We start from the raw sequence: 26,531 nt of genomic DNA, 5'->3' as shown, positions 1-26,531 counted from the left end.
AAATGATTTTGACGAATGAACAACAAGTAACCGTAATTGGTGCCGGGCTGGCAGGAACAGAAGCTGCCTGGCAGATCGCAAGTCGCGGCGTGCGCGTGAAATTATACGAGATGAGACCTGTGGTGAAAACGCCAGCTCATCATACAGATAAATTTGCAGAACTGGTGTGCAGTAACTCGCTGCGTGCCAATGGATTGACGAATGCAGTGGGTGTATTAAAAGAAGAAATGAGAATGCTCAATTCTCTCGTACTGTCTGCGGCAGACAAGCACGCCGTTCCAGCAGGTGGAGCACTTGCTGTGGACCGGGACGGCTTCTCAGGTGAGATTACGTCTACGCTGCACCAGCATCCGCTCATCGAAGTGGTGAACGAAGAACTAACTTCCCTGCCGGAAGACGGCATCGTTGTTGTTGCAACGGGTCCCTTGACTTCACCGGCATTGTCTGAGCAAATCAAGGCACTAATGGGTGAAGAATATTTCTACTTCTATGATGCAGCAGCACCGATCATCGAAAAAGATTCAATTGATATGAACAAGGTGTACTTGGCCTCCCGTTATGATAAGGGCGAAGCGGCATATCTGAACTGTCCGATGACAGAAGAAGAGTTTGATGTCTTCTATGAAGCTCTCATTACTGCTGAGGTCGCTCAATTGAAAGAGTTTGAGAAAGAAATCTACTTTGAAGGCTGTATGCCAATCGAAGTGATGATGAAACGCGGAAAACAGACGGCTCTGTTTGGTCCTATGAAACCAGTAGGTTTGGTTAACCCGCATACAGGAGAGTTGCCACATGCGGTTGTTCAGCTTAGACAGGACAATGCTGCGGGAACGTTGTATAACCTGGTAGGCTTCCAGACGCATCTGAAATGGGGAGAACAAAAACGTGTCTTCTCTCTCATACCTGGACTTGAAAATGCAGAGTTCGTACGTTATGGCGTAATGCACCGCAATACATTTATTAATTCTCCTAAACTGCTTCGTCCGACGTATCAGTTTAAAGAGCGTCCAAACCTGTTCTTTGCAGGTCAGATGACCGGTGTAGAAGGATATGTAGAATCTGCTGCTTCTGGACTTATTGCCGGAATGAACGCAGCCAAGGCAGCTCTTGGACAGGAACTGGTGGTATTGCCGGTAGAAACAACGCTTGGCAGTATGGCTCAGTATATTACAACAGCTGACTTCAAACACTTCCAGCCAATGAATGCAAACTTTGGATTGTTGCCGAAGCTGGAAACGAAAATCCGTAACAAAAAAGAAAAAAATGAAGCTCTTGCACAGCGTGCCCTGGATGGTATCACCAGTTTTGCTGCGGCAGAAGGTCTAACCGTTCCGGAACGCGTATAAATTATTCGTGGGAGGAGGCTGATATCATGGATATGTCATTTCATGCTACAACGATCTGTGCCGTTCGTCATAATGGTAAGGCAGCAATTGCTGGTGATGGTCAGGTGACCATGGGCCAAAGCGTTGTGATGAAGAATACAGCCAAGAAGGTAAGACGATTATACCGCGGACAGGTTGTTGCCGGGTTTGCCGGTTCTGTGGCGGATGCCATCACCCTGTTTGAGAAATTCGAAGGAAAGCTGGAGGAGCACCATGGTAACCTGCAGCGTGCTGCCGTAGAGCTTGCCAAGGATTGGCGTCAAGATCGAATCCTGCGTAAGCTTGAGGCATTGTTGATTGTAATGGACAAAACAGGTATGTTGTTGATTTCAGGCGGCGGCGAAATCATTGAGCCCGATGATGACGTTATTGCTATCGGATCAGGTGGGAACTTTGCCTTATCTGCTGCACGTGCGTTGAAACGTCATGCTGTGAACCTGGAAGCGAAGGACATTGCGCGCGAATCGCTTCAGATTGCCTCGGAGCTTTGTGTGTATACGAACAGTAATATTATTGTAGAAGAGTTATAGCCAAAGAAATCTCCCGTAGTGGAGCATGATTTTGTAATCTGCTCCAGGACGTCTAGGGGATTCTTTGTCCTTGTTAGGTAAAATAAATTCAGCATACTGGTAGGAGGGAAGCAATATGAATACTCAAGCGCTAACACCGAGACAGATTGTTGCAGAGCTTGACAAGTATATTGTAGGTCAAAAGAAAGCCAAAAAATCGGTAGCGGTAGCCCTTCGTAATCGTTATCGGCGTAGCCTTTTGCCTGAGCATACTCAGGACGACATTGTGCCTAAAAATATCCTGATGATTGGACCTACCGGTGTGGGTAAAACGGAAATCGCCCGTCGCCTTGCTAAACTGGTGGGTGCACCATTTGTAAAAGTGGAAGCTACCAAGTTCACCGAAGTGGGTTACGTTGGCCGTGACGTTGAATCAATGGTGCGTGATTTGATTGAAACATCACTGCGGATGGTGAAGCTGGAGCGGACTGAAAAAGTGAAGGACAAAGCTGAAGAAGCTGCCAATGAACGAATTGTACATATTCTGGCTCCCTCACAGTCCAAGTCCAAGAATCAGCGTAATCCGTTTGAGATGATCTTTGGTAATAATGGCAACAACGTTCAGGAACAGGATGAGCCAGAACCGGATACAGGGGTTGCGGAGCGTCGACGCAAGATCAAGTTTGATCTGTTATCCGGCAAGCTGGAGGATGACATCATTGAAATTGATGTGGAAGACACTGCTCCTAACATGATGGACATGTTTGCTGGTCAAGGTAATGATCAGATGGGCATGAACATGCAGGAGATGTTTGGCAGCTTGTTGCCTCGTCGTACGAAAAAACGTAAGCTCACCATTAAAGAAGCGCGCAAAGTGTTGATCCAGGAAGAAGCAGGAAAATTGATCGATATGGATGATGTTACTCAGGAGTCCATTCGCCGGGCAGAGCAGACAGGTATCATTTTCATTGATGAAATCGACAAGGTTGCCAGCCAAGGACGCGGTAGCGGTCCGGATGTATCCCGTGAGGGTGTACAACGGGACATTCTGCCTATCGTCGAAGGTTCTACGGTTATGACGAAGTATGGCCCTGTCAAAACGGATTATATTCTGTTTATGGCAGCAGGCGCATTCCACGTCGCTAAACCCTCTGATCTGATTCCCGAGCTTCAGGGACGCTTCCCAATTCGTGTGGAGCTGAGCAGTTTGACACTGGAGGAGTTTGTATCCATTCTGACTGAGCCTCAGAATGCACTGACCAAGCAGTATGTTGATTTGCTGCGCACCGAAAATATTGAGATTGAATTCTCGGATGATGCCATTCGTGAAATTGCCAAACTGGCTGAATCCGTCAATCAAAATACAGAAAATATAGGTGCACGCCGATTGCATACGATTCTTGAAAAGCTGTTGGAGGATTTGTCCTTTGAGGCACCTGAGCTTACATTGGAACGTATGGTGATTACTCCGGAGTATGTCCGTGAGAAATTGAATGATATTGCACTGGATCGTGATTTAAGTCAGTATATCCTGTAACATGGGGATAGCAATGTAGTTGTTACAAGGATGGTATAAATGAACGGCATGCACTGGAGAGTAGAGAGCACTTGCGAGATCGACGAAGGGGCGTCACTCCTTTACCGAATCTCAAGGGTCATCTTACCGCAGGCATGTCGTTTATTTTTGTTTTTATCTACAGAATTACGATGGCATAACCGATAAAAGATGTGGGGTTGTTATACGGATCGACAAAACTAGGACTTGTGCCGCATGTATACTAAGTTAAAACCTATCGGAGTGGTGGTTATTCCCCGTTTTTATATCCAGTGATTCCCATTACAAGAAGTTTCCTTATTCCAAGTCTGGTCATCGGTTTAGTTGACAGGTTGGTAAATGTTGCGTAAATGCGCAAAAACAGAAATTGTAGAAAAGGTTGAAGCAAGCAATTGTTTTCTGGAGATTAAAATATAAAGACCCTACTTAATTGTTAAGAAAGTGTTAGGCAGGAAAGGTGATAAATCTCAATTCTTGAAAGATAACTTGTCAATTGATTAATATACAGCTTCGTATGTATACCTATCATATAGTCAATAAACCCTTAGTATAACGGTAAAAAATTCTAACATTATCAAGTATGAAATATTCGGAAATGTACATAATTACGGGCGTTATACTGTCATGTAGAGATGGGAAAGGTTTTTTTTATTTTAAGAATGTTTAAGAAGTATCAGGGATAGTATTAACATACTTTTGATTTGGGCCTGAACATTTACGAAAAAATTCATAATTTGCAGAAAATACACAAAAAGCCCTGTCTTTCAGAAAAGATAGGGCTTTTTTCTTATTGTAATATATCCCAAACTCGAAGAAACTTATGTTATACGACAACATCAGAGTTAATTCTACTTAAGTCCTAGAAAACCGTGTAAAAGCGAATGTTTTTGTCGAAAAAACATAAGAATTTTCAAGGGAAAAGATTCAATCTTTTTCCATAACTTCTAAAGAGAGGAGGGAGATTGTGAATCTTTTAAATGATATTAGCTTTAAAAGATTGCAAGGTGCACTCGATGCGTCCAACATCAGACAACGAACGATTGCTGACAACATCGCGAATGCCGATACCCCGTATTTCAAGCGCTCGGACGTTTCTTTTGAAGAAATGTTGCAGGGGCAAATGAATGGAGATATGCCTGTTCTTAAAGGTAAAGTAACTGATGCAAGGCATTTTGTCATAGGTCCTTCCTCTTCCGTACCAACGCCAGTAGTTAATATGGACCAGTCAACGTCCATGAATAACAACGAAAACAATGTCGATATAGACAGAGAAATGAGTCTTCTGGCGGAGAATCAGTTGCGTTACAACGCTTATATCCAGCAAGTGAACGAACAAATTAAAATCATGCGTGTTGGCGTGGAAGGGAGATAACCTAAATTGAACATTAGTAATAGTTTTAGTATCAGTGCATCAGCGCTGACGGCTCAACGTTTGCGGATGGACGTTATATCTTCCAACATTGCGAACGCAGAAACGACGCGCGCGAGCGTATCCAATGGTGAGGCGGTCCCTTACAAACGCAAAATGGTGGTGCTTGAACCGAATAAAACGTCTTTTGGTACCATGCTACAAAATCAGATGCGCGAGGGCAGTTCGGGAGATGGCGTCAGAGTCACTGAGATTCGCGAAGATCAGTCACCACTCAAGCCTGTCTACGATCCTTCTCATCCAGATGCCAACGCAGAAGGATATGTATTTATGCCTAACGTGGATATTGCGAAAGAAATGGTCGACATGATCTCAGCTACTCGTTCCTATGAGGCTAACGTAACAGCATTGAATTCAACCAAAGCAATGATTTCGAAAGCTTTGGAGATTGGAAGATAATCTGCTTTGAACTAAAAACAAGAAATATTTAAACCAGTGATGAAGGGGAGGGACATTAATGATTCAGAACAACATGTTTAGCACGCAGGGGATACAACCGCTACAGATGAAGAGTGCAACCGAAAGCAAGCCTTCTACACCAGCCGAAACCATCCAGAGCTTCGGTACATACTTACAGAATGCATTGGGATCTGTCGCTGCACAGGAGACTCAATCACATGAAATGTCCAATCAATTTTTGGTCGGCAAAGCGAACGTGGATCAGGTGATGATCGCTTCCGAACAGGCCTTGTTAAGCCTACAACTCACAACTCAAGTCCGAAACAAAGTGGTAGAAGCATACCAGGAAATTATGCGAACGCAGTTATAAAATAATCTACTTGCGCTCGGGCAGTAGCGCTGATCATTGCAACAAGCAGCTGCGATGCTGCTCCTGATCGTTGACCTGTGAAACGGGTAGGGTTGCGTAAGGACAGACTAAGCAAAGTTTCGGATGATGGGGTGACAGAGTGAATGAGAGAATCGCCCAGTACAGGGACAAGGGGTCCCAGTATTGGAATAGTTTCAGCAAAAAGCAAAAAGTATTATTTATATCCACCTTCCTGTTTCTGATTTTGGCTGCAGTTGTACTCACGATGCAATTGTCCAAGACAGAATATGAAGTTGCGTTCACGGATTTGAATGCGAGTGACTCAGCAGGTGTTATCAGTTATCTCGATTCATCTAGTATTCCATACAAATTAAGTTCAGATGGCAAGACGATATCCGTACCAAGCACGAGTGTGGCCATTGCAAAAGTGAATGTCGGATCTCAAGGGATCATTCAGAATGGTTCATTAGGATATAAGTCATTCGAGGAATCATCATCCCCCATCGGGATGACAGACAAAGAGTTTGATGTAAAGTACAACAATGCGTTAAACGGAGAAGTTGAACAGTTGCTTCAGCGGATGCAAGGGATACAGGACGCTAAAGTGCTGGTCAATATGCCGAAAGATAACATCTTTGCTGGTTTAGAAGAGCAGGATAAAGCATCAGCATCGGTAGCTCTCCAATTTAAACCGGGTTATCACCCAAATCAGGCAGCGGTAGATGGATACTTTAACTTGGTTAAGACCGCAATTCCTAATCTGCCTATTGAGAACATCACGATTACCAATACGGATGAAGCAGAACTGATTCCAACTGCCCGAGGTGGTAGTGGCGGGTTGTCTTCTGAAGTTCAAGAAAACATGGCTTTACAGAAGAAGTTTGAAAACGATGTTCGTAATAACGTGAAGCAATTTCTTTCTCAAATTGTAGGCGAAGACAAGGTCAATGTTTTGGTAGCCTCCAAGCTTAATTTTGACAAAGAAACACGTAAAGAAAATCTGGTTCAACCTGTAGATGTAGAGAATATGAAAGGCATCGAGATCAGTGTGCAGGAGATTCAGAAGAGTTACACTGGGGCAAGCAACCCGACAGGTGGTGTTGCTGGCACAGGGCAAGAGGAAGTCCCGGGTTATCCATCATCTGATGCAACAGGGAACTCCACCTCTGAAGAATCATCTAGCACTATAAACTACGATGTTAATCGAATTGCCAAGGATATTATTTCCAGTCCGTATACTGTAAAAGATTTAACCATTAACGTAGCAGTTGAACCACCGGCTGGAGAAACAGAATTGCAAGGACCTGTTCAAGATGCGATCGAGAATATTTTGGTTAACATCGTTCGTGCTTCATTGGCAGACTCAGGCACCGTAATAAGTGACGCCGATCTGACAAAGAAAGTTTCAGTCATGTCACAAGGATTCCAGGCTGCATCGACAGCGAATACAGGCTTCCAGTTGTCCTCAACCATGATGTGGGGTGGAGGCGCACTTATAGCGGCATTGATCGCAGCGGTTGTCATTTTGTTGGTACGCCGTCGCCGCAAACAAAACGAAGTAGAAGAAGAAGAGATTCCTCTTCCAATAGCAACAGAGTTCCCGTCCATTACGCTGGACAGTGTAACGAACGAAAGTCAGGTGCGCAAACAATTGGAGAGTTTGGCCAAGAAAAAGCCAGACGAATTCGTCAATCTGCTGCGTACATGGCTGGCTGACGAATAGAGGTGAACGCATTGGCGAAGGCAAGCAGTCAAGGTTTGACTGGCAGACAAAAAGCAGCAATATTGTTGATTACATTAGGTCCGGAAGTATCGGCACAGATATTCAAACATCTGCGTGACGAGGAGATTGAACAACTCACATTGGAGATTGCCAACGTTCGCAAAGTTGATTCTTCCGAAAAGGACATGATCATGGCCGAGTTTCACCAGATCTGTCTGGCGCAGGAATATATCTCTCAGGGCGGTATCAATTATGCGAGAGAGATCCTGGAGAAAGCTTTGGGTTCTTCCAAAGCACTTGAAGTTATTAATCGTTTGACAGCTACGTTGCAGGTCAGACCGTTTGACTTTGCACGCAAAGCGGATCCAAATCAAATTTTGAACTTTATTCAGAATGAAAGTCCGCAAACGATAGCCCTGGTTCTGTCTTATCTCCAGTTCGAACAGGCTGCAGCGATTCTGTCATCCTTGCCACAAGAGAAACAGGCAGATGTCGCTCGCCGGGTAGCAGTCATGGATAGTACTTCGCCAGAAGTTATCTCTCAAGTGGAGCGGGTTCTGGAACAGAAGCTATCTTCTACTGTAACGCAGGATTACACAAATGCGGGTGGTATCGAATCGATTGTTCAGATTCTGAATGGAGTCGATCGTGGTACAGAGCGTACCATTTTGGACTCTCTCGAAATTCAGGATCCGGAGCTTGCAGAGGAAATCAAAAAACGCATGTTTGTATTCGAAGATATCGTCAATGTGGATGATCGTTCGATTCAGCGTATTATTCGGGATATCGACAACGCAGATCTGCAACTCGCACTCAAAGTGGCAAGCGAAGAAGTTCGGGATGCCGTGTTCCGGAACATGTCGAAACGGATGTCCGAGACATTCAAAGAAGAGATGGAGTTCATGGGACCTGTGCGGTTGCGTGATGTTGAGGAAGCTCAGACACGCATTGTAGGAACGATACGCAGATTGGAAGAAGCCGGTGAGATCATTATCGCACGCGGTGGAGGAGATGATATCATTGTCTAATTTGATTAAATCTTTCCAGTATGTACCTGTTGATGACCGTAAAAGGCTTGAAAATCATCATCATTATGGTGGTGCTGGGGAGTCTGAATCGGAATTAAATGGTGAGAGTGCTGAAGGTTCTGAAGCAGAAACACTTCAGGCACGCGTGGACGAGGAAACACAACGTCTTACCGCAGAGATGCTGGAAGATGCCAAGGAGTTTGCAGAAAAGCAAGTACGTGAAGCTTCAGAAGAAGCAGAGCGCATGCTTCAAGAAGCCCGTGAACAGATCGATACCTGGTGGCAGGAACAAAGACAACAGGATGAACATCTGACCGAAGCACTTCGTTCACAAGGTTTCCAACAGGGCTTTGAAGAAGGCAAAGTACAAGCTGAACTGGATCTCCAGGTGCAGATCGAAAAGATGATGAATGAAGCCCAGGAAGTGCTTCAGGAGGCTTATGTAGCAAAAGATCAGATTATTCAGGAAGCCGAACCGTTCCTTGTTGATCTTGCTTGTGGGATCGCTGAGAAAGTCATTGATAAGCAACTTACCATTGAACCCGATCACACCTTGGAACTGATTCGTCAGAGTTTGTCACGTAAACGGGAGCAAGGTTTGATCACACTGTGTGTGGCTCCTGAGCAATTTACATTTGTACAAGCAGCTCGTGAAGAATTGTCTCTGTCCATCGACTCTCAGGCAGAATTACAGATTTTGCCTGATTCAACGGTCAAAGATAAGGGATGTGTGATTCGTTCTTCGTTCGGAAGTGTAGATGCGAGAATTGACACACAGCTTGCTGAGATAAAAAAAGAACTGGTCCGCATAGCACTTGAGGATGAGGAGCGAAGAAATCAACATGAAGGTTCTTAGTTCACAGCGATATATGGAACATTTGCGGCAATTTGATCCCGTGCGCATTAACGGCAAAGTTACTCAGGTCATTGGTCTTATGGTTGAGTCCGAAGGGCCGGATGCAAGTATCGGTGATGTATGTTACATCTACCCTGGTAAGTCGGCCAAGCCTCTTCAGGCTGAAGTCGTTGGGTTTCGAGATAACAAAGTGCTGCTTATGCCACTGGGTGAACTGCAATCCATTGGTCCTGGTTGCGATGTAGTCGGTACGGGTAAACCACTCGGCGTTCAGGTAGGCTCTGAATTGCTCGGTAAAGTGCTGGACGGACTAGGACAACCGCTGGACGGTTCGCTCCTTCCATCCAGAATGCCGATGTACTCTACGTCCAATACACCAGTCAATCCAATGGATCGTCCGCGTGTACTTGAAACTATGGGTGTCGGTGTAAGAGCTATTGACGGATTGTTGACCGTAGGCAAGGGACAGCGTGTAGGTATTTTTGCCGGTTCAGGTGTTGGTAAGAGTACATTGATGGGCATGATTGCGCGTAATACAGCGGCGGATGTCAATGTAATCGCGCTTGTGGGTGAGCGTGGACGTGAGGTTCGCGACTTTATTGAACGGGATCTGGGTCCGGAAGGGCTGGAACGCTCCGTAGTTATTGTTGCAACATCAGATCAGCCTGCTCTGATTCGGATCAAGGGAGCGGTTATTGCAACCACCATTGCAGAGTATTTCCGGGACCGTGGAATGAACGTGATGCTGATGATGGACTCGGTTACCCGATATGCGATGGCTCAAAGGGAAGTTGGTTTGGCAGTAGGTGAACCTCCGGCAATGAGAGGATATACTCCATCGGTATTTGCGAGTTTGCCCAAACTGCTTGAACGGGCGGGTACAGGGCCTACGGGCTCGATTACAGCCTTTTACACCGTTCTGGTTGATGGGGATGACATGAATGAACCGATCGCGGATGCGGTAAGGGGTATACTGGATGGCCACATTGTGTTAAACCGGTCCATCGCGAATAAAGGTCATTTTCCGGCGATCGATGTGTTAGCCAGTATAAGTCGTGTCATGAAGGATATTGCTCCGGAAGAGCAACTGGAAGCCGTCAATAATATGAAACGTTTGATGGCTGTCTATAAAGAGTCGGAAGATTTGATCAATATTGGGGCTTACCAGCGGGGATCAAATGCAGCGATAGATGAATCAATAGATCAGATTGATAGCATTTGGAACTTTACAAAGCAGAAAGTCGACGAGAAAATCACCTTAAGTGAAGTGCAGGAACGTTTGATTCTTGAATTTGCAAGGAGATGAATGGGTAAACGATGAAATTTCGATATCATTTCCAGAAAGTTGTTGACCTGAAGAGTAATGAGAAAACACAGGCAGAGTGGATGTTATCCACAGCGATCGGTAAACTTCAGACGGAGGAAGAGCATCTGATACAACTTCTGAACGACAGAAGTAATCTGGTGGGCATCATCCAATCTGCTACGGAAAATACAGCGTCTGTAAACAGTCTGCAAGAGATGCAGCGTTATGTACATCACCTTGACGAGTGCATTTCACGCAAAAACAGTGATGTTAAACATGCTCAGGTCAATGTGCAACGGAATCAGACCTTTCTAAACGGTAAGATGATTGACGAAAAAGTATGGCTTGGAGCGAGAGACAAGGCGAAAATCAAATTTCAGCAGGAGATGCTCCTCCGGGAACAGAACGATCTGGACGAGATGGCTACTGTACGCTTCGCTGCCAAAGCCGGACGCGCGAATTGATGTGAGCCGGACGCGAAGTTGTCTCGCGAAGGAGGAATGAACGATGGCTGTTAAAGACGATAGTGACATGGAAAAAGAGTCGGGAGGCGGATGGGAAAAATTTCTCATGATTTCAATCCCGATTGTATTCACCGTAGTATTGCTGGGCGTACTGCTTACGCTTTTTAATGTAGATATTCGTAACAATTTGTTTGAATTTGCCAACAAGATTCCGGTAGTTAAGGAATGGGTACCTGATCCTGTGCTGGACCCTGAAAAAGAGAAGCTGGAGAAGAGCGAGCAGCAGGTTGAAAGTGCTGAAGCGACAATCGAAAAGCTGAAGTCTCAAGTAACCGCCAAAGAGACAGAACTCAAGGCAGCACAAGAAGCGACAACAACTGAAGCGAAGAAGGCGACGGACCTTCAGAAGAAGTTGGATGATGCAGAAAAAGCTGCTGAAACCGCTACGGCGGCAACGCCGGAAACGGAATCTGATTATCAAAAGCAAATAAAAGATTTGGCTAAAATGTATGCTGACATGAGCCCGAGCAAAGCTGCACCGATTTTGCAAAATATGACGAATGAAGAAATGGTACTGTTATTGAATGCCATGCAATCATCTGCTCGGACCAAAGTGCTTGAAAAGATGGACCCGAAAACAGCAGCCGACGTCACCATGATGATGAAGGATGCCAAACCGTCAGGGGATCTGGCACTGGATGCACTACAATCCAGATTGAAGAAAGAAACCGCTGCAACTTCAAGTGCAGCAACAACGACGAGCAAAAACCTGGATAAAAACCAGCTAAGTCAAACATTTGCTTCGATGTCTGCTTCAAGTGGTGCCAAGTTATTGTTGGAAACATACAAGTTAAGTCCTGACAAAACATTGACCATCCTGAATTCAGTAGATGATGCCACACGCTCTCAATTGCTTGAGAACATGTCTTCTGAGGACTCGGTTGAAACTGCAAAAATTTTGAACAGATTAATGGGCAACAAGTAGATCGGATTAAACTGTGATAACCGAGAGGAGGTGAAATAAATGTCGATCGTATATCAAATGACATCCACAGCATCTGCAAAAACCGCTGGAACTGGTCAGACAACTGGAGCACAATCGAAAGGTTCAGCTACAGGTGCTGGCGGTGAATTTTTGCAAACTCTTGCACAGTCATTATCTGGAGGATCCACTGAAGGTGAGAGTTCAAGCGCTACTGGAAGCTTAACTGCTAATCCGCTGGTGTTTTCCTTTGCTACAAGTGAAGAAGGGGAAGCGACATCTATCACGGATATACTGAATTCGTTGTTCACAGACTTGGATTCTCTTGATGAAGCTTTGGAAAATGATCCATCTCTACTCGCAGGCTTGCAGACTCTGATTCAACAGATGTATACACAGCTAAATGATGCTTCTGGTACTAGCGCAGAAGGTTCCGACGAGTCTTCGGATGGAGCTGGAAGTGCCAATACAGTACCTGCAATTGAACTCTCGCAGCATCCGGCAGCAATTCGTTTTGTTTTGCAGGATATGCTTACACAGTTAGTAGCTGCGATGAATGAACCAGAGAGTACTGTTGCGAAGAACGCACCCGAATTCAAAAATCTGCTGCAATCTCTGCAGAGTCAGCTTCAAGAGGCTGGAGTGGATACCACTAGTAACAAAGGATGGACTGAACTGAAATCCATATTGGATACATTGACTACAGTTAAGGATCAGGCTGTACAAGTTGCTCCAGCTACTTCGCTGCAAGCTTCCAAACAGGATTCAGTCGTACCACAAGTTCTTGTTGCAACAGCAGCAAATGCTGGAATCCAGGTGAAAGGTGATACGGAGGTGACATCTGATTCAAATGCAGGTGGAGAAGTGGATCACTCAACCATTATTACTGCAGGAGAGCTGTCCTTGCGTACATCAGGTACAACAGCAGGTAAACCGGCTGAACCTGTAATGCAAACATCACATTTTGCCAAAGAAATGACACAGTTTGTTGTCAGCAAGCTGGATATTGTACAGCAAAAAGGATTTTCCGAGGCGACCATCTCACTTCGTCCTGAGCATCTAGGGAAGTTGGATGTACAAATTACTTTGCAGAATGGGCAATTGGTTGCACGCTTTATGACAGAGCATACGATGGCCAAAGACATGCTTGAACAGCAAATGATGCAGCTGCGTTCTTCACTTCAAGCTCAGGGGATTCAAGTGGAACGACTTGAGGTTACGCAGAACAGTTCAATCGGATCACAGATGTATCAGGATGGAGGCCGTCAGCCGGGAAGTAACTCTCAGCAGCAGCGTCGTTCACGTGAGCGTGAGGAACAATCGGATGATGCTATAGCTACAGCAGGCATTCAAGAAGAATTGCGTAATTGGCGTAGCGAGCAAGTTGAAGGAAATGAATTACAGAGAGATACGTTTAGTGCAAAGGCTTAACAGAAATGAGGTGAGCAAATGGCTAATGAAATTGTTTCAACGAATAATACCTGGCCGAACTATTCGGCAGCTAATAAGGCAACGACAAGCGCTGCAACAAAAGAATTGGGGAAAGACCAGTTTCTAAAAATCTTGATTACCCAGCTACAGAACCAAGATCCGATGCAGCCGATGGAGGATAAGGAATTTATCGCTCAAATGGCACAGTTCAGCTCAGTGGAACAACTGGTCAATATTTCGACTCAACTTAAAACGTTGAATCAGTCACTTGGTGCTGTATCCGGCATGATCGGCATGGAGGTAAGTTGGCTTTCTTCTAATAAAACGGACAACGGAACTCTTCGTCAGGGTATTGTAGATTCCATCATTGTAAGAGATAGCGTTCAATACGCGAAAGTGGGCAATGACGAGATTAAGCTGGATGAGATCATTCAGGTGAATTATCCAAAACAGGCAGAAGAGAATCAAACTCCGGTAGAGAACGTTCAGAATGTAACGCCTGAATCGAGTGAAAGCCAGGAAGCTGAATCAGCCGCTGAAACGGGTGGTACAGAAGATAGCGAGAAAACGATATGAGTGATCGCATAACGGTTGGACAATTATATGCGGGCCCGATTACTCCCAATATGCTTCAAAGACCCAAAACGGGAGAAGCCTCAGCTGTACCCGAAAAGCCTTTTGCGAAGGTGCTGGAAGATAATCTTCTGAAATTGAGCAATCATGCTGCCAAGCGATTGGAACAGCGTGGTATTGAACTCAAAACGGAGCAAATGGAACAGATTGGTTCTGCTTTGGACAAAGCTGCTGCCAAGGGAGCCAAAGAGTCATTGATTTTGATGCAGGATATGGCTTTTATCGTCAATGTCAAAAATCGTACAGTGGTTACAGCTATGGATAGTGAAAGCATGAAGGATAATGTGTTCACTCAGATTGATAGTGCCGTAATCATTTCTTGACCGGTTGGCCCTTCTCGGGAGCCGGAATGCCGCTGACCGACTGATGCGGTAACCAAATGAAGACTGGGAGGATTTTTTAAAATGTTGAAATCAATGTACTCAGGCGTTTCCGGGATGCGGGGTTTTCAAACAAAACTCGACGTAATTGGTAACAATATTGCGAACGTGAACACGGTTGGCTTTAAAGGCAGTCGGGTTATGTTCAAGGATATTATGAGCCAAACTACGGCAGGGGTAACTGCCCCTGGCGATGCATCTGGTGGTGTCAATGCGAAGCAAATCGGTCTTGGTGTATCCGTAGGTTCAATTGATACGCTGCATCTGGCAGGTAGCCCCATGACAACAAATAATCCAACAGATCTTCGGATTAATGGAGATGGATTCTTCCTTGTACGTTTGAGTGAAGATCAGGAAGTACCTTACCTGACTCGGGCGGGGGATTTCCATGTGGATGCTGCACGTAACCTTTTGACATCGGATGGGTTGTTTGTTCTGGATAACGGTGGTGGAAATATTACCATTCCAGACGACGTCGTATCCTTCACTATTGGTCAGGATGGAACGATTAACCAGACCATGGCAGATGGAACCATTGAAGCGGGCCCACAGATTGGAATAGGTAAAGTTGTCAATCCGGAAGGCCTTGAGAAAATCGGGGGCAACTTGTACCGAATGACAGCGAACGCGAATCCAGATGGAGTACTTGAACCATTGACAGCGAACAGTGCTGAGGACGGAACAGGAGCAATTATTGCTGGACAGCTAGAAATGTCTAATGTGGATTTGACTGGAGAGTTTACTGAGATGATCGTAGCTCAACGTGGATTCCAGGCAAACTCACGGATCATTACAACGTCGGATGAAATACTTCAGGAAGTTGTTAACCTGAAACGTTAATAGCTAATTGGTGATTTTTAAAATGTGGAGGAGCTTGCTCCTCCCACTCTGATCGAGGGGGCTTAGCATGATTTCGGTTACGCGGTTAAATGGTTCTCCCATGTGGTTAAATGCGCTGATGGTTGAGATTGTGGAAGAGACGCCGGACACGTATATTACTCTGGTAACTGGAAAGAGACTGATTGTGCTTGAGAAAGCCAATGAAGTTATTTCCAAAATTAAAGATTACAACCGTGAAATCGGGGTTCAGGCAGCCACTATCAAAGTGCAGCAAACGGAGGAATCCTGATGAAAAAGATGATGCCCTGGCTTGCAACAATGTTGCTGGCAATAACACTCATTGTGGTGGTTGTGTTTGTATTTATGCAAGGACAGAATTCCAAGAATGATACACATACTGCTGCAGCTTCTGAACCCAAGAAGATGACTGCGGATGAGATTGTAGAAGTTTCCTCAGAGCTTGGAGAAATTAAAACCAACTTGGCTGATACAGATCATGTTATTGTCGTTAGCTTCTCATTCAAGTTGGCTGACGTAAAAGCTAAGGAAGATTTTGAGAAGATTAAAGAAATTGTGGTGAAACCGATCATCATTCAGACGCTTGCAGATACGAAGTCTGATGAACTGGCTACAGCAAAGGGTCGGATACTATTTAACGAGAAATTAACCGGTCTTATTAATGAAGCTTTACCAGAGAGTAATTTGAGTAGTACGAGCTTTTCATCCATTGTGATAGCAACGATGTAAATGAACAGAACATGCTGTAGACCTGTAAGGGGGTGAGAACATGGTGGATGTATTATCACAAAATGAGATTGACGCCCTATTGGCAGCCCTTTCTTCTGGTGAAATGGATGCAGAAGAATTGAAGAAGGAAGATACTCAGAAGAAAATTAGATCGTACGATTTTAAGCGGGCAGTTCGTTTTTCAAAAGACCATATTCGAAGCTTGACCCGTATTCACGAAAACTTTGCACGCTTTCTCACCACTTATTTTTCAGCCCAACTGCGGACGTTCGTTCAGATCAATGTCGTTCAGGTCGAACAGTTGCCTTATGATGAGTTTATCCGTTCTATTCCTAAAATGACGATATTGAACATTTTTGAAGCGGAGCCACTACAGGGACGAATGGTGATGGAAGTCCATCCGAACGTGGGATATGCAATGCTGGATCGTCTGCTTGGTGGAACGGGAAGTGCTCCGACGAAGATTGTATCGATGACGGAGATTGAGACGACCATCATGGAGCGGATATTCAGCCGTGCGTTTGAAAGTTTGCAGGAAGCATGGAAGACAGTCTTGGATATTTCTCCAAGGATGGAAGCACTGGAGACCAATCCGCAATTTATGCAGATTGTATCCCCCAATGAGACCATTGCTCTGATCTCGCTCAGTACCAAAATTGGTGACACGACAGGCATGATCAATCTATGTATCCCGCATGTCGTTCTCGAACCTATTATGTCCCGGTTATCTACCCATCAGTGGTTTGTTTCGGAGAAAAAAACGAGAGCTCCGGAAGAATATGAAGCATTAAAAGAGCGTGTGAACAAAGCCAAATTACCGGTTGTTGCGGAATTGGGAGAATCCAAGATTTCAATTGCTGAATTTTTGGGTCTGTCCGTTGGTGATGTCATTACGTTGAACAAACCAGTTAATGAGGGACTTTCCATTAAAGTGGGTGACAGACTGAAGTATATGGGCAGTCCGGGAACAATCAAGGACCGTGTGGCTGTGCAAATAGACGAGATTGTGACCGAAGGAGTTGAAGAATTTGACGAGTAAGGATTATTTATCTCAGGAAGAAATCGATGCTTTGCTTAGGCAATCGGAATCGATGAACAGTTCAGAACCAGCTGAGAAAACGGTTGATGATTTTTTGACCGAGCTGGAACAGGATGCCTTGGGGGAGATTGGTAACATTACATTTGGTAGCGCGGCGACAGCCTTGTCCACGCTATTGGGCCTAAAAGTAGATATTACAACCCCTAAGGTTTCCATCATTAGTCGAATACAATTTGAAGAAGCTTTTCCCAAGCCACACGTTGCGGTTCATGTGAATTACGTGGATGGGTTCGAAGGAATTAACTCACTTGTCATCAAGAAGAGAGATGCTCAAGTTATCGCGGATCTTATGCTGGGTGGCGAAGGTAATCCGGCTGATGAAGAACTAAATGAAATCCACATTAGTGCAGTACAGGAAGCGATGAACCAGATGATGGGTTCTTCTGCAACTTCCATGTCCACGATCTTCAACCGTTTCGTGAATATCTCCCCTCCGGGAATTGATATTCTCAATTTGGAGAGTGGTGAGGGTGTCAGTAATCTTCCAGAAGATGAGACGCTGATTCAAGTTTCATTTCGTCTGTTAATTGGAGATCTCATCGATTCCAATCTGATGCAGTTGCTCCCAGTGCATTTTGCCAAAAATATGGTAGACATGTTGATTGGAGGCGCTCAGGAGTCAACTGCAAGCGCACCAGTGGCATCAACACCTGAACCTGCATCAGCAACTGTACCAGCAACGCCACCACCGGTTGTGGAACAACCACCTGTTCAGCACCAACAGCCTCCACAGGCTCCACAACAGCCTGCTCAGGACTACATCGGGTATGGACAGGCTCCAATGGGTATGCCCCAAGGAATGCCGCCACAGCAGCCGTATGGCATGCCACCGCAGCAACCTTATGGTGCACCTCAACATTACGGTGGAATGCCAAATAGGAATGTTAACGTACAGCCAGTTCAATTCGCCAATTTGCAAAATGGAGCGTATGGTCAGGTTGACGAAAACAATTTGAATTTATTGATGGACATTCCCCTTAAAGTCACCGTAGAATTAGGAAGGACCCAGAAGCAAATTAAAGATATTTTGGAACTGTCACAGGGTTCGATTGTCGAACTGGATAAGTTAGCCGGTGAACCTGTCGATATTTTGGTGAATAACAAACTGATCGCCAAGGGAGAAGTTGTCGTTATTGACGAGAACTTTGGTGTTCGTGTTATAGATATCGTTAGCCAATGGGACCGAATTCAGAAATTACAATAAGCACAATTTAGGGAGGACTTGAATCAAGATGGCAAACCGAATTTTAGTCGTAGACGACGCTGCATTTATGAGAATGATGATCCGGGACATTTTGTCCAAAAATGGATATGAGGTTGTTGGTGAGGCACAGGATGGCTCACAAGCAATTGAGAAATTTAAAGAGCTTCGTCCGGATCTGATCACAATGGATATCACGATGCCCGAGATGGATGGCATTGCAGCTTTGAAAGAAATCAAGAAGATCGATGCTAACGCAAAAGTGATTATGTGCTCTGCAATGGGTCAACAAGCGATGGTAATTGATGCTATTCAAGCAGGTGCTAAAGATTTCATCGTTAAACCTTTCCAATCTGACCGGGTTATCGAAGCAATTAGTAAGACACTGGGCGTTTAAGAGACATGATGATGGCTCAGGGTGATTTTCCAGAAGGAGCTGGCGCGGGAGCCAATTATTATTTACAGCTTGTATGGGTGATTGTTGTCCTGGCCGTCATCCTGGTCCTTATTGTTTATCTGATCCGTTTTTTAAACAAACGGAATCAGCAAATGTTCCGGCACGGCACAATTCGTACCCTTGGCGGGGTCGGACTGGGACAAAACAAGTCGCTGCAAATTATAGAAATTGGTGGAAGTGTATATCTGCTTGGTGTAGGTGAAGACATCCAGTTGATAGATAAGGTTTCGGATCTGGAAGAGGCGCAAAGAATCATTGACTCATTCGAACGAGATGCTGCTGCACAACAAGGTAATCTGTCGCCTCTCATTGCCAAGCTCACAAAACGCTTCCGTAAAGATGAGCCGCCGCGCGAAATGGAACTGGAGGACACAACTTCTTTTCACGAAATGTTTGAATCCAAACTTCGGCAGATGCCTAACCGTAAAGAGAAGATGGAGAAGCTCCTGGATAAAGACAATACTACAGATCGGTCGAGGGATTCATGAAGAAAAAGATTTGGTTAGCGTGTTGTTTAATGGGACTTATCAGTCTGGCATCTGTAACGGTTGCCTTTGCCGAACCGATTCCGAATATTGATATTCAAATCGGAAATGGTGACGGAGGCACACCAAGCACGAGTTCACTGTCCATTATTTTGTTAATTACGGTGCTTAGCATTGCACCAGCAATGCTTGTACTGATGACCAGTTTTACTCGAATTGTGATTGTGCTGGGTTTTGTACGTACATCTTTGGGTACACAACAAATGCCACCCAATCAGGTGCTGGTAGGTTTGGCGCTATTTCTGACACTTTTCATTATGTCGCCGACGTTGTCTTCCATAAATCAGGTAGCGCTTCAGCCCTACCTCCAGGGAGAACTTACGCAAACCGAGGCGCTGGAAAAAGCAGCAGATCCCATAAAGAAATTTATGTTTACTCACACCAGAGAAAAAGATCTTCTGCTGTTTATGAAGTACAATCAGACTGAACAGCCAAATACCTACCAGGATATTCCGATTACTGTTATGGTGCCTGCATATGTAATCAGTGAGTTGAAGACAGCATTCCAGATGGGCTTTATGATTTTTATTCCGTTTCTGGTGATAGACATTGTTGTCGCGAGTACACTCATGGCAATGGGGATGATGATGCTTCCGCCAGTCATGATCTCATTACCTTTCAAAATACTGCTCTTTGTCCTTGTGGACGGGTGGTATCTGGTAGTCAAGTCACTGTTGCTGAGTTTTAATACTTGAACCGGAAGGTTAAAGGAGGACGGTCATGACTTCGGAATTTATTATCGGTCTGGCCGGGAAAGCGGTATATACGTCATTGCTGGCCAGCGCACCCATGCTTATACTTGCTCTGGTTGTAGGACTTGCAATCAGTATTTTCCAAGCGACAACTCAGATTCAGGAACAAACATTGGCTTTTGTACCCAAAATTATTGCTGTGCTTCTGGCAATACTTGTGTTCGGACCTTGGATCTTGAATATATTGCTTGATTTCACGTATAACATTCTTGACAATCTCTACAGATACATAGGGTAGGCTTTAGCAGATGGAGACATTATTGCAAAGTTTCCCTGTCGCTCTGCTTATGTTTTGTCGAATCACATCATTTTTTGTAACTGCGCCGGTCTTTTCAGCTCGAAATGTGCCGACTTCAGTTAAAATTGGTATCTCTGCATTTGTCACATTGTCTGTCTATCTGATTTATGGAATAGATCAGACCGTACCCACAGACATGAGCTACGTTCTATTGATCATCAGAGAGATTCTCATTGGCCTGCTTCTAGGTTTTGTGGCTTATCTGTTAATGACGGCTGTACAGACTGCGGGAACTTTTATCGATCTTCAAATCGGATTTGGTATGGCTAATGTATTTGATCCAATGACAGGGGCTTCAGCACCGCTTACGGGTAACTTGAAGTATGCATTTGCTATGCTTCTGTTTCTGACGATGAATGGCCACCATTATTTACTGGATGCGATAGTTTACAGTTACCGATGGGTTCCGTTATCAAATGTATTTTTCCTACGGTTGGCAGACGGAAGCATTGCTGAGTTTTTGATTCGGACATTAGGTCAATCATTCATGTTGGCTTTTCAGATGTCAGCTCCAATTGTAGTGGCATTGTTTTTGACGGATGTAGGTTTGGGGTTTTTGGCCAAAACCGCTCCTCAATTTAATGTGTTTGCAGTCGGATTGCCACTTAAGTTACTTGTTGGTCTTGCTATTTTGCTTTTGCTGGTTCCCAGTTTCTCCTTTATATTTAGTCAATTGTTCGAAGCGATCTTCAGATCCATGGAAAAATTGCTTGGAACCATTGGACAAAGGCCGGGCTGAGTGAAACGGAGGATAAGACTCGGATGAAACTTCAACTCGACCTCCAGTTGTTTTCAGGGGAGAAGACGGAGAAAGCTACCCCGAAAAAGAGACAGGATGCACGTAAAAAAGGACAGGTTGTCAAAAGTCCGGAGATATCCGGTGCTTCGATTCTCCTGTTCTCGTTTTTGATCTTGACAGTCTTCGGTGATTTTTACAAGGAACGTACAGTTCGACTGTTTACAGATATTTTTATCAACCGGCTGAACATGAATATCAACAGTGAAAATGTAATGATACTTATGATGCGCTATGGCATTGAAGTGATGTTACTGCTTGCTCCGGTATTGTTGGGTGCGGTTCTAGTTGCTTTAATCGTTAACTACATGCAGGTTGGTTTTCTGCTCGTGGGCGAAGGATTAAAGCCGAAACTGGAGAAGTTGGATCCGATTAAAGGATTCAAAAATATTTTCTCTATGCGCTCTGTGGTCGAATTTGCGAAGTCCATTTTGAAAATGTCCATCATCGGTTATCTTGTTTATAGCACAATTATAAGCTACCAATCCGATATTGCCTCACTTTCTCACTTTTCATTGGATGCTATTTTACACTTTGCTGCATCCATCACGTTAAGTCTGGGTGTTAAGATTGCTGTTGCACTTATGGTACTTGCAATATTCGATTACATGTACCAAAAGTATGATAATGAGAAAAAACTCCGTATGTCCAAGCAAGACATCAAAGACGAGTACAAGAAAATGGAAGGCGATCCGCTGATCAAAGGTAAAATTCGGGAACGTCAGCGTCGTATGGCTATGCAGCGTATGATGCAGGAAGTACCGAATGCGGATGTAATCATCACGAATCCGACTCACTTTGCGGTTGCGCTAAAGTACGAGGGATCTGAGATGGAGGCTCCGCAGATTATTGCCAAAGGTCAGGACTATGTCGCCTTACGTATTAAGGAAATAGCCAAAGAGCACGGTGTTATTACAATGGAAAACAAGCCGCTGGCACGGGCATTATTCCAGAGAGCCGAGATTGGTGATGCCATACCGGCCGATTTGTTTCAAGCGGTAGCTGAAGTGCTGGCTTATGTATATAAACTAAAGGGCAGAACGAAATAAAAGGGGATCGGAGGCCGTACATTCATTGAAAACAAAAGATTTAGCTGTCCTTGCGGGTATTATCGGCATTGTGTTGATGATGATTCTCCCGATCCCAATCTGGCTATTGGATATGCTGCTCGTCGTCAATATTTCAATTGCACTGATGATACTCCTTGTTGCTATGAACAGCAAAGAAGCATTGCAGTTTTCTATTTTTCCAGCTTTACTGCTAATTACTACTCTATTCCGACTGGCATTGAACATTTCGACAACCAAGCTAATCCTTGGTGAAGGGGATGCTGGAGCCGTTGTTGCTACCTTTGGTAGCTGGATTGCCGGAGGGCAAATTGCGATTGGTTTTGTTGTGTTCCTGATCCTCGTTGTCGTTCAGTTTATCGTTATTACCAAGGGTTCGGAGCGTGTAGCTGAAGTTGCTGCCCGATTCACCCTCGATGCGATGCCAGGTAAACAAATGAGTATTGATGCAGATCTGAATGCGGGTCTGATCAACGAGCAACAAGCTCGTGAACGGCGTTCCAAAATTGAACGCGAAGCCGACTTTTATGGAGCCATGGATGGAGCAAGTAAGTTCGTAAAAGGAGATGCAATTGCAAGTATTATCATCCTCTTGATCAATCTGATTGGTGGATTCATCATCGGAATGACTGTACATGGTCTTGATTTTGCTGAGTCACTTGCCACGTATTCCGTTTTAACTATAGGAGATGGATTGGTTAGCCAGATTCCTGCTCTTCTTATTTCAACGGCAGCAGGCCTTATCGTTACAAGAGCATCATCCGAAGGAAACTTGGCAGAGGATATTACGGGGCAACTGTTTACATATCCAATACTCATTTATATTGTAGCTTTCGTTATTGCCATGCTGGGTTTTTTCACACCTATTCATGTTATTACTACGCTTCCGTTGGCAGGCATGCTGGCATTTGCCGCATGGCGCATGCAGAATAATCTGAATTTGAAACAGGAAGCCGAAGAACAGCTGGAAGAAGAACAGCAGATTGAAGAGGTCAGAAGTCCTGAAAGTGTAATTAATCTGCTTCAGGTTGACCCTATTGAGTTTGAATTTGGTTATGGTTTAATCCCTCTTGCTGATAATCAGCAAGGTGGGGACTTATTGGATCGGATCATCATGATTCGGAGACAGTGTGCTCTTGAACTGGGATTGGTCGTTCCGGTCATAAGGATACGAGATAATATCCAGCTCAGACCCAATGAGTATGTTATCAAAATCAAGGGTAACGTGGTTGGCGGCGGAGAACTGTTGTTGAATCACTACCTTGCCATGAGTCCTGGCTATGATGAGGAGTCCGTGACAGGTATTGAAACGACAGAGCCTGCTTTTGGACTTCCGGCACTGTGGATTGATGAAGTAACCAAAGACAGAGCGGAACTTGCTGGGTATACGGTCGTAGATCCGCCATCTGTTGTGGCGACACATCTGACGGAACTGATTAAGAAACATGCGCATGAGTTACTTGGAAGACAAGAGACGAAAGCACTTGTGGATAATCTCAGAGAGAATTATTCTGCACTGGTGGATGAATTGATTCCTTCCCTACTTTCCATTGGTGATGTGCAGAAAGTGCTTGCCAAGTTATTGCGTGAGAAAATATCTATTCGTGATATGGTTACCATCTTCGAGACACTGGCTGACTATGGTACGTATACGAAGGATCCTGATGTTCTGACTGAATACGTCAGACAATCCCTCTCACGTCAGATTACTCAGCAGTTCTCACAAAAAGGTGAGACACTTCGAGTGATCACGGTTGGACCTGGTCTTGAGAAGAAAATTGCAGAAAGTGTGCAACAATCGGATCAAGGGAGTTATCTTGCGCTAGACCCTGTATCTACACAGAGTGTGTATCAGAAACTTAGTGAACAAGTCAACCGATTGATTCAATCAGGTCAACAACCTGTTGTATTAACTTCTCCAACCATTCGGATGTATCTGCGTCAGGTTATTGAACGTACTATGCAGGACATTCCTGTACTTTCCTACAGCGAGTTGGAGCCGAATGTTGAAATTCAAAGTATCGGGGTGGTGAACTTATGAGAGTAAAACAATACGTTGTTGAGACCATGCCCGAAGCTATGCTTCAAATTCGCAAAGACCTGGGAAGTGATGCCGTCATCCTGTCCACCAAAGAGATTAAGGTGGGCGGTGTGATGGGAATGTTCCGCAAAAAACGGATCGAAGTTGTAGCTGCAGTGGATAAGGAAGAAAACAAGCAAACGACGAAGCCAGTGCAAAATCAATTCACACCTGTACCTCGTGCATTTGTACCTGAGGCCTATCGGCAAACAGCTCGTTCGTTTGTTGCGGCTTCGGATGAGTCGGCTACAACGAATACAGCTGATCAAAGTGCACAGGAAAAATCTGCGGCTGCGCCGTCTATGTTTGAATCGAGCAAGATCGGTTTAGACATAGACAGCGGCTCAGGTTCTTCGAGCACGGATCATAAACCGCGACCGCAAGGGGCGGATTTTTCGGGTTTAACAACTGCCGCTAAGCAATCGGGCTCAGACCTACAGCAGGATAAGTTGATGAATGAATTGCAGGATCTTAAACAGATGGTGACCAAGCTTTCTAAGCAAGGTACTTCTGTGGACCCTGTGCCAGAGGAACTGCATACGATCCGAGAACGTTTGACAGAACAAGATGTTTGGCCTGAAGTATGGGAATCCTGGTTCGATTCCATACAAGCAAAATGGTCTGAGGATGGATTAAATGAACAGGATGTAGAACAAGCGGTTAAGCTTGAGGTCATGCACTTTTTGGAAGAACGAATTGAAGAAGGCATTCTTCCTACCACTCGAATCGTTTATGTAGCTGGACCAACCGGTGTAGGAAAAACCACGACAATTGCGAAATTGGCGGCTGAACAAATGTTCAAAAAACAGAGAAAAGTTGGATTCATTACATCAGATACCTATCGGATCTCTGCTGTAGAACAGCTTAGAACGTATGCATCTATTCTGAATGTTCCACTTGAGGTGGTCCAATCGCCCGGTGATACACAACGTGCAATTTCTCGATTAGAGAATTGTGACTTGATCTTTATGGACACAGCAGGTAGAAACTACAGAAATGAATTACTTGTCTCAGAACTGCAAAGTTTGCTTGCTCCTGTCGAGAATAGCGAAACTTTTCTGGTCATGAGCATGACTTCCAAAAGCAATGACATGGTTCAGATTACGGAACATTTCAGCAAATATGGCCTGGATAAGGTGATTTTCACCAAAATGGATGAGACTGGGAGCTGCGGTCCGCTATTTAACCTGTTGCATCGTTTTCCACTTAAGCTTGCATATGTAGCAAACGGACAAAATGTTCCAGATGATTTGTTGAAGCCGGATGCAGATTCGTTGTCTACACAGTTGCTGGGAGAATGGACACAATGAAGGATCAGGCAGCTTCACTTCGAAGTATGGTCTCTGCGCCATTGGAAATGGAAGGTGTCGATCGAGATATTCGTTCCTCCAAAATCATCACTGTGGCCAGTGGTAAAGGAGGTGTTGGGAAATCCAATTTCACACTGAACTTTGCACTGGCATTACAGGGTTTGGGGAAAAAAGTACTTGTGTTTGATGCTGATATTGGAATGGCTAATATCGATGTTCTTATGGGTACGTCTTCATCCTATAACCTTTACCACCTGTTGTACCGACAAAAATCCATAAGGGAGATCATACAACTGGGTGCCAGCGGCTTGCCTTACATTGCTGGAGGATCGGGCATGAAAGAGTTATTCTCATTGTCTGATCGTGATCTGGAGTTCTTCGCTAGTCAAGTGGAGGATATTGCCCAGGAAATGGATTACGTCATTTTTGATACAGGGGCAGGGCTTTCCAGAGAGAATATGACGTTTATCGGTGCTGCCGATGAATGCCTGATTATAACCACACCTGAACCGACTTCAATAACCGATGCTTATGCTTTAGTCAAAGTTATGCACGGCCAGGAAAATGCTACACCCTTTCGGATGATCGTTAACCGGGTGGAAGACGAACGGGAGGCGGAACGGGTGGCAGATAAAATAGCGGGAGTGGCAAGAAGGTTTTTGCAGACGGATATTCCATTGCTTGGGTATATTTCAGAAGACGCCCAGGTGGTTAAGGCGGTTAAAAGACAAATGCCCTATAGTCTGGCGTATCCCAATGCCAAAGCCTCCAAAGATATAGAGAAACTTGCTCTTCGTTATTTGGCTGTACCTGCAACTCCGGAATCCGGAACCTTGACAGGAATCAGGGGATTTATGAATAAGTGGCTTAAACGGACAACATGATTTCT

29 protein-coding genes are annotated in these 26,531 nt (G+C 44.7%); all 29 read left to right on the top strand.

Annotated features, from left to right (window positions below; all coding sequences use genetic code 11):
• Nucleotides 1–2 precede the first annotated feature (2 nt).
• The 29 genes from trmFO to OM416_RS11260 all read left to right on the top strand — a co-directional run bounded on the left by trmFO (nucleotide 3) and on the right by OM416_RS11260 (nucleotide 26,526).
• The gene (gene trmFO, locus OM416_RS11400) at nucleotides 3–1,346 is read left to right on the top strand and encodes an FADH(2)-oxidizing methylenetetrahydrofolate--tRNA-(uracil(54)-C(5))-methyltransferase TrmFO (protein WP_373428235.1); all 1,344 of its coding nucleotides are present in this window, start codon (nucleotides 3–5) and stop codon (nucleotides 1,344–1,346) included.
• A 26-nt stretch (nucleotides 1,347–1,372) separates the two neighbouring features.
• Nucleotides 1,373–1,915 (top strand): ATP-dependent protease subunit HslV, encoded by a 543-nt coding sequence (gene hslV, locus OM416_RS11395; RefSeq protein WP_062833786.1) that lies wholly within the window; start codon nucleotides 1,373–1,375, stop codon nucleotides 1,913–1,915.
• Between the two features lie 115 nt (nucleotides 1,916–2,030).
• Nucleotides 2,031–3,431: an ATP-dependent protease ATPase subunit HslU gene (hslU, locus tag OM416_RS11390; RefSeq protein WP_264929332.1), complete on the top strand. Its 1,401-nt coding sequence runs from the start codon at nucleotides 2,031–2,033 to the stop codon at nucleotides 3,429–3,431.
• A 982-nt stretch (nucleotides 3,432–4,413) separates the two neighbouring features.
• Nucleotides 4,414–4,821, top strand: a complete 408-nt coding sequence (gene flgB, locus OM416_RS11385) for a flagellar basal body rod protein FlgB (protein ID WP_036670359.1) — start codon at nucleotides 4,414–4,416, stop codon at nucleotides 4,819–4,821.
• Between the two features lie 6 nt (nucleotides 4,822–4,827).
• The gene (flgC, locus tag OM416_RS11380; RefSeq protein ID WP_264929328.1) at nucleotides 4,828–5,277 is read left to right on the top strand and encodes a flagellar basal body rod protein FlgC; all 450 of its coding nucleotides are present in this window, start codon (nucleotides 4,828–4,830) and stop codon (nucleotides 5,275–5,277) included.
• Between the two features lie 58 nt (nucleotides 5,278–5,335).
• On the top strand, nucleotides 5,336–5,647 hold the full coding sequence (gene fliE, locus OM416_RS11375; RefSeq protein ID WP_264929325.1) for a flagellar hook-basal body complex protein FliE: 312 nt from the start codon (nucleotides 5,336–5,338) through the stop codon (nucleotides 5,645–5,647).
• A 139-nt stretch (nucleotides 5,648–5,786) separates the two neighbouring features.
• Nucleotides 5,787–7,370, top strand: a complete 1,584-nt coding sequence (fliF, locus tag OM416_RS11370) for a flagellar basal-body MS-ring/collar protein FliF (RefSeq protein WP_264929323.1) — start codon at nucleotides 5,787–5,789, stop codon at nucleotides 7,368–7,370.
• Between the two features lie 11 nt (nucleotides 7,371–7,381).
• Nucleotides 7,382–8,398, top strand: a complete 1,017-nt coding sequence (fliG, locus tag OM416_RS11365; protein WP_047842476.1) for a flagellar motor switch protein FliG — start codon at nucleotides 7,382–7,384, stop codon at nucleotides 8,396–8,398.
• Nucleotides 8,391–9,254 (top strand): FliH/SctL family protein, encoded by an 864-nt coding sequence (locus OM416_RS11360; RefSeq protein WP_264929320.1) that lies wholly within the window; start codon nucleotides 8,391–8,393, stop codon nucleotides 9,252–9,254. The genes fliG and OM416_RS11360 overlap by 8 nt, the downstream gene beginning before the upstream one ends.
• Complete coding sequence (fliI, locus tag OM416_RS11355) at nucleotides 9,241–10,560, top strand: flagellar protein export ATPase FliI (RefSeq protein WP_264929318.1); 1,320 nt, start codon at nucleotides 9,241–9,243, stop codon at nucleotides 10,558–10,560. Before OM416_RS11360 ends, fliI begins: the two co-directional genes overlap by 14 nt.
• Before the next feature lie 11 nt (nucleotides 10,561–10,571).
• Nucleotides 10,572–11,024, top strand: coding sequence for a flagellar export protein FliJ (fliJ, locus tag OM416_RS11350; protein WP_062833792.1), 453 nt, complete (start codon nucleotides 10,572–10,574; stop codon nucleotides 11,022–11,024).
• Between the two features lie 43 nt (nucleotides 11,025–11,067).
• On the top strand, nucleotides 11,068–12,009 hold the full coding sequence (locus OM416_RS11345; RefSeq protein ID WP_264929314.1) for a MotE family protein: 942 nt from the start codon (nucleotides 11,068–11,070) through the stop codon (nucleotides 12,007–12,009).
• 39 nt (nucleotides 12,010–12,048) lie between these two features.
• A complete protein-coding gene (locus OM416_RS11340; RefSeq protein ID WP_264929312.1) occupies nucleotides 12,049–13,437 on the top strand; it encodes a flagellar hook-length control protein FliK in 1,389 nt (462 codons plus the stop codon).
• Nucleotides 13,438–13,455: 18 nt separating this feature from the next.
• Nucleotides 13,456–14,013: a flagellar hook capping FlgD N-terminal domain-containing protein gene (locus OM416_RS11335; protein ID WP_264929310.1), complete on the top strand. Its 558-nt coding sequence runs from the start codon at nucleotides 13,456–13,458 to the stop codon at nucleotides 14,011–14,013.
• A 50-nt stretch (nucleotides 14,014–14,063) separates the two neighbouring features.
• Complete coding sequence (locus tag OM416_RS11330; protein ID WP_371327926.1) at nucleotides 14,064–14,393, top strand: TIGR02530 family flagellar biosynthesis protein; 330 nt, start codon at nucleotides 14,064–14,066, stop codon at nucleotides 14,391–14,393.
• An 81-nt stretch (nucleotides 14,394–14,474) separates the two neighbouring features.
• Nucleotides 14,475–15,290 carry a flagellar basal body rod protein FlgG gene (gene flgG / locus OM416_RS11325; RefSeq protein ID WP_264929307.1) on the top strand — a complete coding sequence of 272 codons (816 nt, stop codon included), beginning with the start codon at nucleotides 14,475–14,477 and terminating at the stop codon, nucleotides 15,288–15,290.
• 67 nt (nucleotides 15,291–15,357) lie between these two features.
• A complete protein-coding gene (locus OM416_RS11320) occupies nucleotides 15,358–15,579 on the top strand; it encodes a flagellar FlbD family protein (protein WP_264929306.1) in 222 nt (73 codons plus the stop codon).
• On the top strand, nucleotides 15,579–16,037 hold the full coding sequence (locus OM416_RS11315; RefSeq protein WP_264929305.1) for a flagellar basal body-associated FliL family protein: 459 nt from the start codon (nucleotides 15,579–15,581) through the stop codon (nucleotides 16,035–16,037). The genes OM416_RS11320 and OM416_RS11315 overlap by 1 nt, the downstream gene beginning before the upstream one ends.
• A gap of 40 nt (nucleotides 16,038–16,077) precedes the next feature.
• On the top strand, nucleotides 16,078–17,076 hold the full coding sequence (gene fliM, locus OM416_RS11310) for a flagellar motor switch protein FliM (RefSeq protein ID WP_264929303.1): 999 nt from the start codon (nucleotides 16,078–16,080) through the stop codon (nucleotides 17,074–17,076).
• Nucleotides 17,066–18,340 carry a flagellar motor switch phosphatase FliY gene (gene fliY / locus OM416_RS11305; protein WP_264929301.1) on the top strand — a complete coding sequence of 425 codons (1,275 nt, stop codon included), beginning with the start codon at nucleotides 17,066–17,068 and terminating at the stop codon, nucleotides 18,338–18,340. Before fliM ends, fliY begins: the two co-directional genes overlap by 11 nt.
• A 28-nt stretch (nucleotides 18,341–18,368) precedes the next feature.
• A complete protein-coding gene (locus OM416_RS11300) occupies nucleotides 18,369–18,734 on the top strand; it encodes a response regulator (RefSeq protein WP_017689175.1) in 366 nt (121 codons plus the stop codon).
• A gap of 11 nt (nucleotides 18,735–18,745) precedes the next feature.
• Entirely contained in the window at nucleotides 18,746–19,282 is a 537-nt protein-coding gene (locus tag OM416_RS11295) for a flagellar biosynthetic protein FliO (protein ID WP_264930687.1), read from the top strand.
• Entirely contained in the window at nucleotides 19,279–20,034 is a 756-nt protein-coding gene (fliP, locus tag OM416_RS11290) for a flagellar type III secretion system pore protein FliP (RefSeq protein ID WP_062833802.1), read from the top strand. The genes OM416_RS11295 and fliP overlap by 4 nt, the downstream gene beginning before the upstream one ends.
• Nucleotides 20,035–20,059: 25 nt before the next feature.
• Nucleotides 20,060–20,329: a flagellar biosynthesis protein FliQ gene (fliQ, locus tag OM416_RS11285; RefSeq protein ID WP_169478477.1), complete on the top strand. Its 270-nt coding sequence runs from the start codon at nucleotides 20,060–20,062 to the stop codon at nucleotides 20,327–20,329.
• Between the two features lie 10 nt (nucleotides 20,330–20,339).
• A complete protein-coding gene (fliR, locus tag OM416_RS11280) occupies nucleotides 20,340–21,128 on the top strand; it encodes a flagellar biosynthetic protein FliR (RefSeq protein ID WP_169478476.1) in 789 nt (262 codons plus the stop codon).
• A 23-nt stretch (nucleotides 21,129–21,151) separates the two neighbouring features.
• Nucleotides 21,152–22,234 (top strand): flagellar biosynthesis protein FlhB, encoded by a 1,083-nt coding sequence (flhB, locus tag OM416_RS11275; protein ID WP_264929292.1) that lies wholly within the window; start codon nucleotides 21,152–21,154, stop codon nucleotides 22,232–22,234.
• A 25-nt stretch (nucleotides 22,235–22,259) separates the two neighbouring features.
• Complete coding sequence (gene flhA, locus OM416_RS11270) at nucleotides 22,260–24,293, top strand: flagellar biosynthesis protein FlhA (protein ID WP_264929289.1); 2,034 nt, start codon at nucleotides 22,260–22,262, stop codon at nucleotides 24,291–24,293.
• Complete coding sequence (gene flhF, locus OM416_RS11265) at nucleotides 24,290–25,642, top strand: flagellar biosynthesis protein FlhF (RefSeq protein WP_264929287.1); 1,353 nt, start codon at nucleotides 24,290–24,292, stop codon at nucleotides 25,640–25,642. The genes flhA and flhF overlap by 4 nt, the downstream gene beginning before the upstream one ends.
• Complete coding sequence (locus tag OM416_RS11260; protein ID WP_264929285.1) at nucleotides 25,639–26,526, top strand: MinD/ParA family protein; 888 nt, start codon at nucleotides 25,639–25,641, stop codon at nucleotides 26,524–26,526. Before flhF ends, OM416_RS11260 begins: the two co-directional genes overlap by 4 nt.
• Nucleotides 26,527–26,531 lie beyond the last annotated feature (5 nt).

The sequence above is a fragment of the Paenibacillus sp. LS1 genome, assembly GCF_026013365.1.
Taxonomy (GTDB): Bacteria; Bacillota; Bacilli; order Paenibacillales; family Paenibacillaceae; genus Paenibacillus.
Note: the sequence above shows the minus strand (reverse complement) of the source record. Positions and strands in the feature narration are given on the sequence as shown.

Coding starts and splice junctions, on each gene's coding strand:
- OM416_RS11340 (WP_264929312.1), top strand. CDS start 12,049: ATGTCGATCGTATATCAAATGACATCCACAGCATCTGCAAAAACCGCT.
- flgG (WP_264929307.1), top strand. CDS start 14,475: ATGTTGAAATCAATGTACTCAGGCGTTTCCGGGATGCGGGGTTTTCAA.
- flhF (WP_264929287.1), top strand. CDS start 24,290: ATGAGAGTAAAACAATACGTTGTTGAGACCATGCCCGAAGCTATGCTT.
- OM416_RS11320 (WP_264929306.1), top strand. CDS start 15,358: ATGATTTCGGTTACGCGGTTAAATGGTTCTCCCATGTGGTTAAATGCG.
- fliP (WP_062833802.1), top strand. CDS start 19,279: ATGAAGAAAAAGATTTGGTTAGCGTGTTGTTTAATGGGACTTATCAGT.
- trmFO (WP_373428235.1), top strand. CDS start 3: ATGATTTTGACGAATGAACAACAAGTAACCGTAATTGGTGCCGGGCTG.
- OM416_RS11300 (WP_017689175.1), top strand. CDS start 18,369: ATGGCAAACCGAATTTTAGTCGTAGACGACGCTGCATTTATGAGAATG.
- fliQ (WP_169478477.1), top strand. CDS start 20,060: ATGACTTCGGAATTTATTATCGGTCTGGCCGGGAAAGCGGTATATACG.
- OM416_RS11315 (WP_264929305.1), top strand. CDS start 15,579: ATGAAAAAGATGATGCCCTGGCTTGCAACAATGTTGCTGGCAATAACA.
- OM416_RS11335 (WP_264929310.1), top strand. CDS start 13,456: ATGGCTAATGAAATTGTTTCAACGAATAATACCTGGCCGAACTATTCG.
- OM416_RS11345 (WP_264929314.1), top strand. CDS start 11,068: ATGGCTGTTAAAGACGATAGTGACATGGAAAAAGAGTCGGGAGGCGGA.
- fliI (WP_264929318.1), top strand. CDS start 9,241: ATGAAGGTTCTTAGTTCACAGCGATATATGGAACATTTGCGGCAATTT.
- flhB (WP_264929292.1), top strand. CDS start 21,152: ATGAAACTTCAACTCGACCTCCAGTTGTTTTCAGGGGAGAAGACGGAG.
- hslU (WP_264929332.1), top strand. CDS start 2,031: ATGAATACTCAAGCGCTAACACCGAGACAGATTGTTGCAGAGCTTGAC.
- fliE (WP_264929325.1), top strand. CDS start 5,336: ATGATTCAGAACAACATGTTTAGCACGCAGGGGATACAACCGCTACAG.
- OM416_RS11330 (WP_371327926.1), top strand. CDS start 14,064: ATGCTTCAAAGACCCAAAACGGGAGAAGCCTCAGCTGTACCCGAAAAG.
- OM416_RS11295 (WP_264930687.1), top strand. CDS start 18,746: ATGGCTCAGGGTGATTTTCCAGAAGGAGCTGGCGCGGGAGCCAATTAT.
- fliR (WP_169478476.1), top strand. CDS start 20,340: ATGGAGACATTATTGCAAAGTTTCCCTGTCGCTCTGCTTATGTTTTGT.
- hslV (WP_062833786.1), top strand. CDS start 1,373: ATGGATATGTCATTTCATGCTACAACGATCTGTGCCGTTCGTCATAAT.
- OM416_RS11260 (WP_264929285.1), top strand. CDS start 25,639: ATGAAGGATCAGGCAGCTTCACTTCGAAGTATGGTCTCTGCGCCATTG.
- fliJ (WP_062833792.1), top strand. CDS start 10,572: ATGAAATTTCGATATCATTTCCAGAAAGTTGTTGACCTGAAGAGTAAT.
- fliM (WP_264929303.1), top strand. CDS start 16,078: ATGGTGGATGTATTATCACAAAATGAGATTGACGCCCTATTGGCAGCC.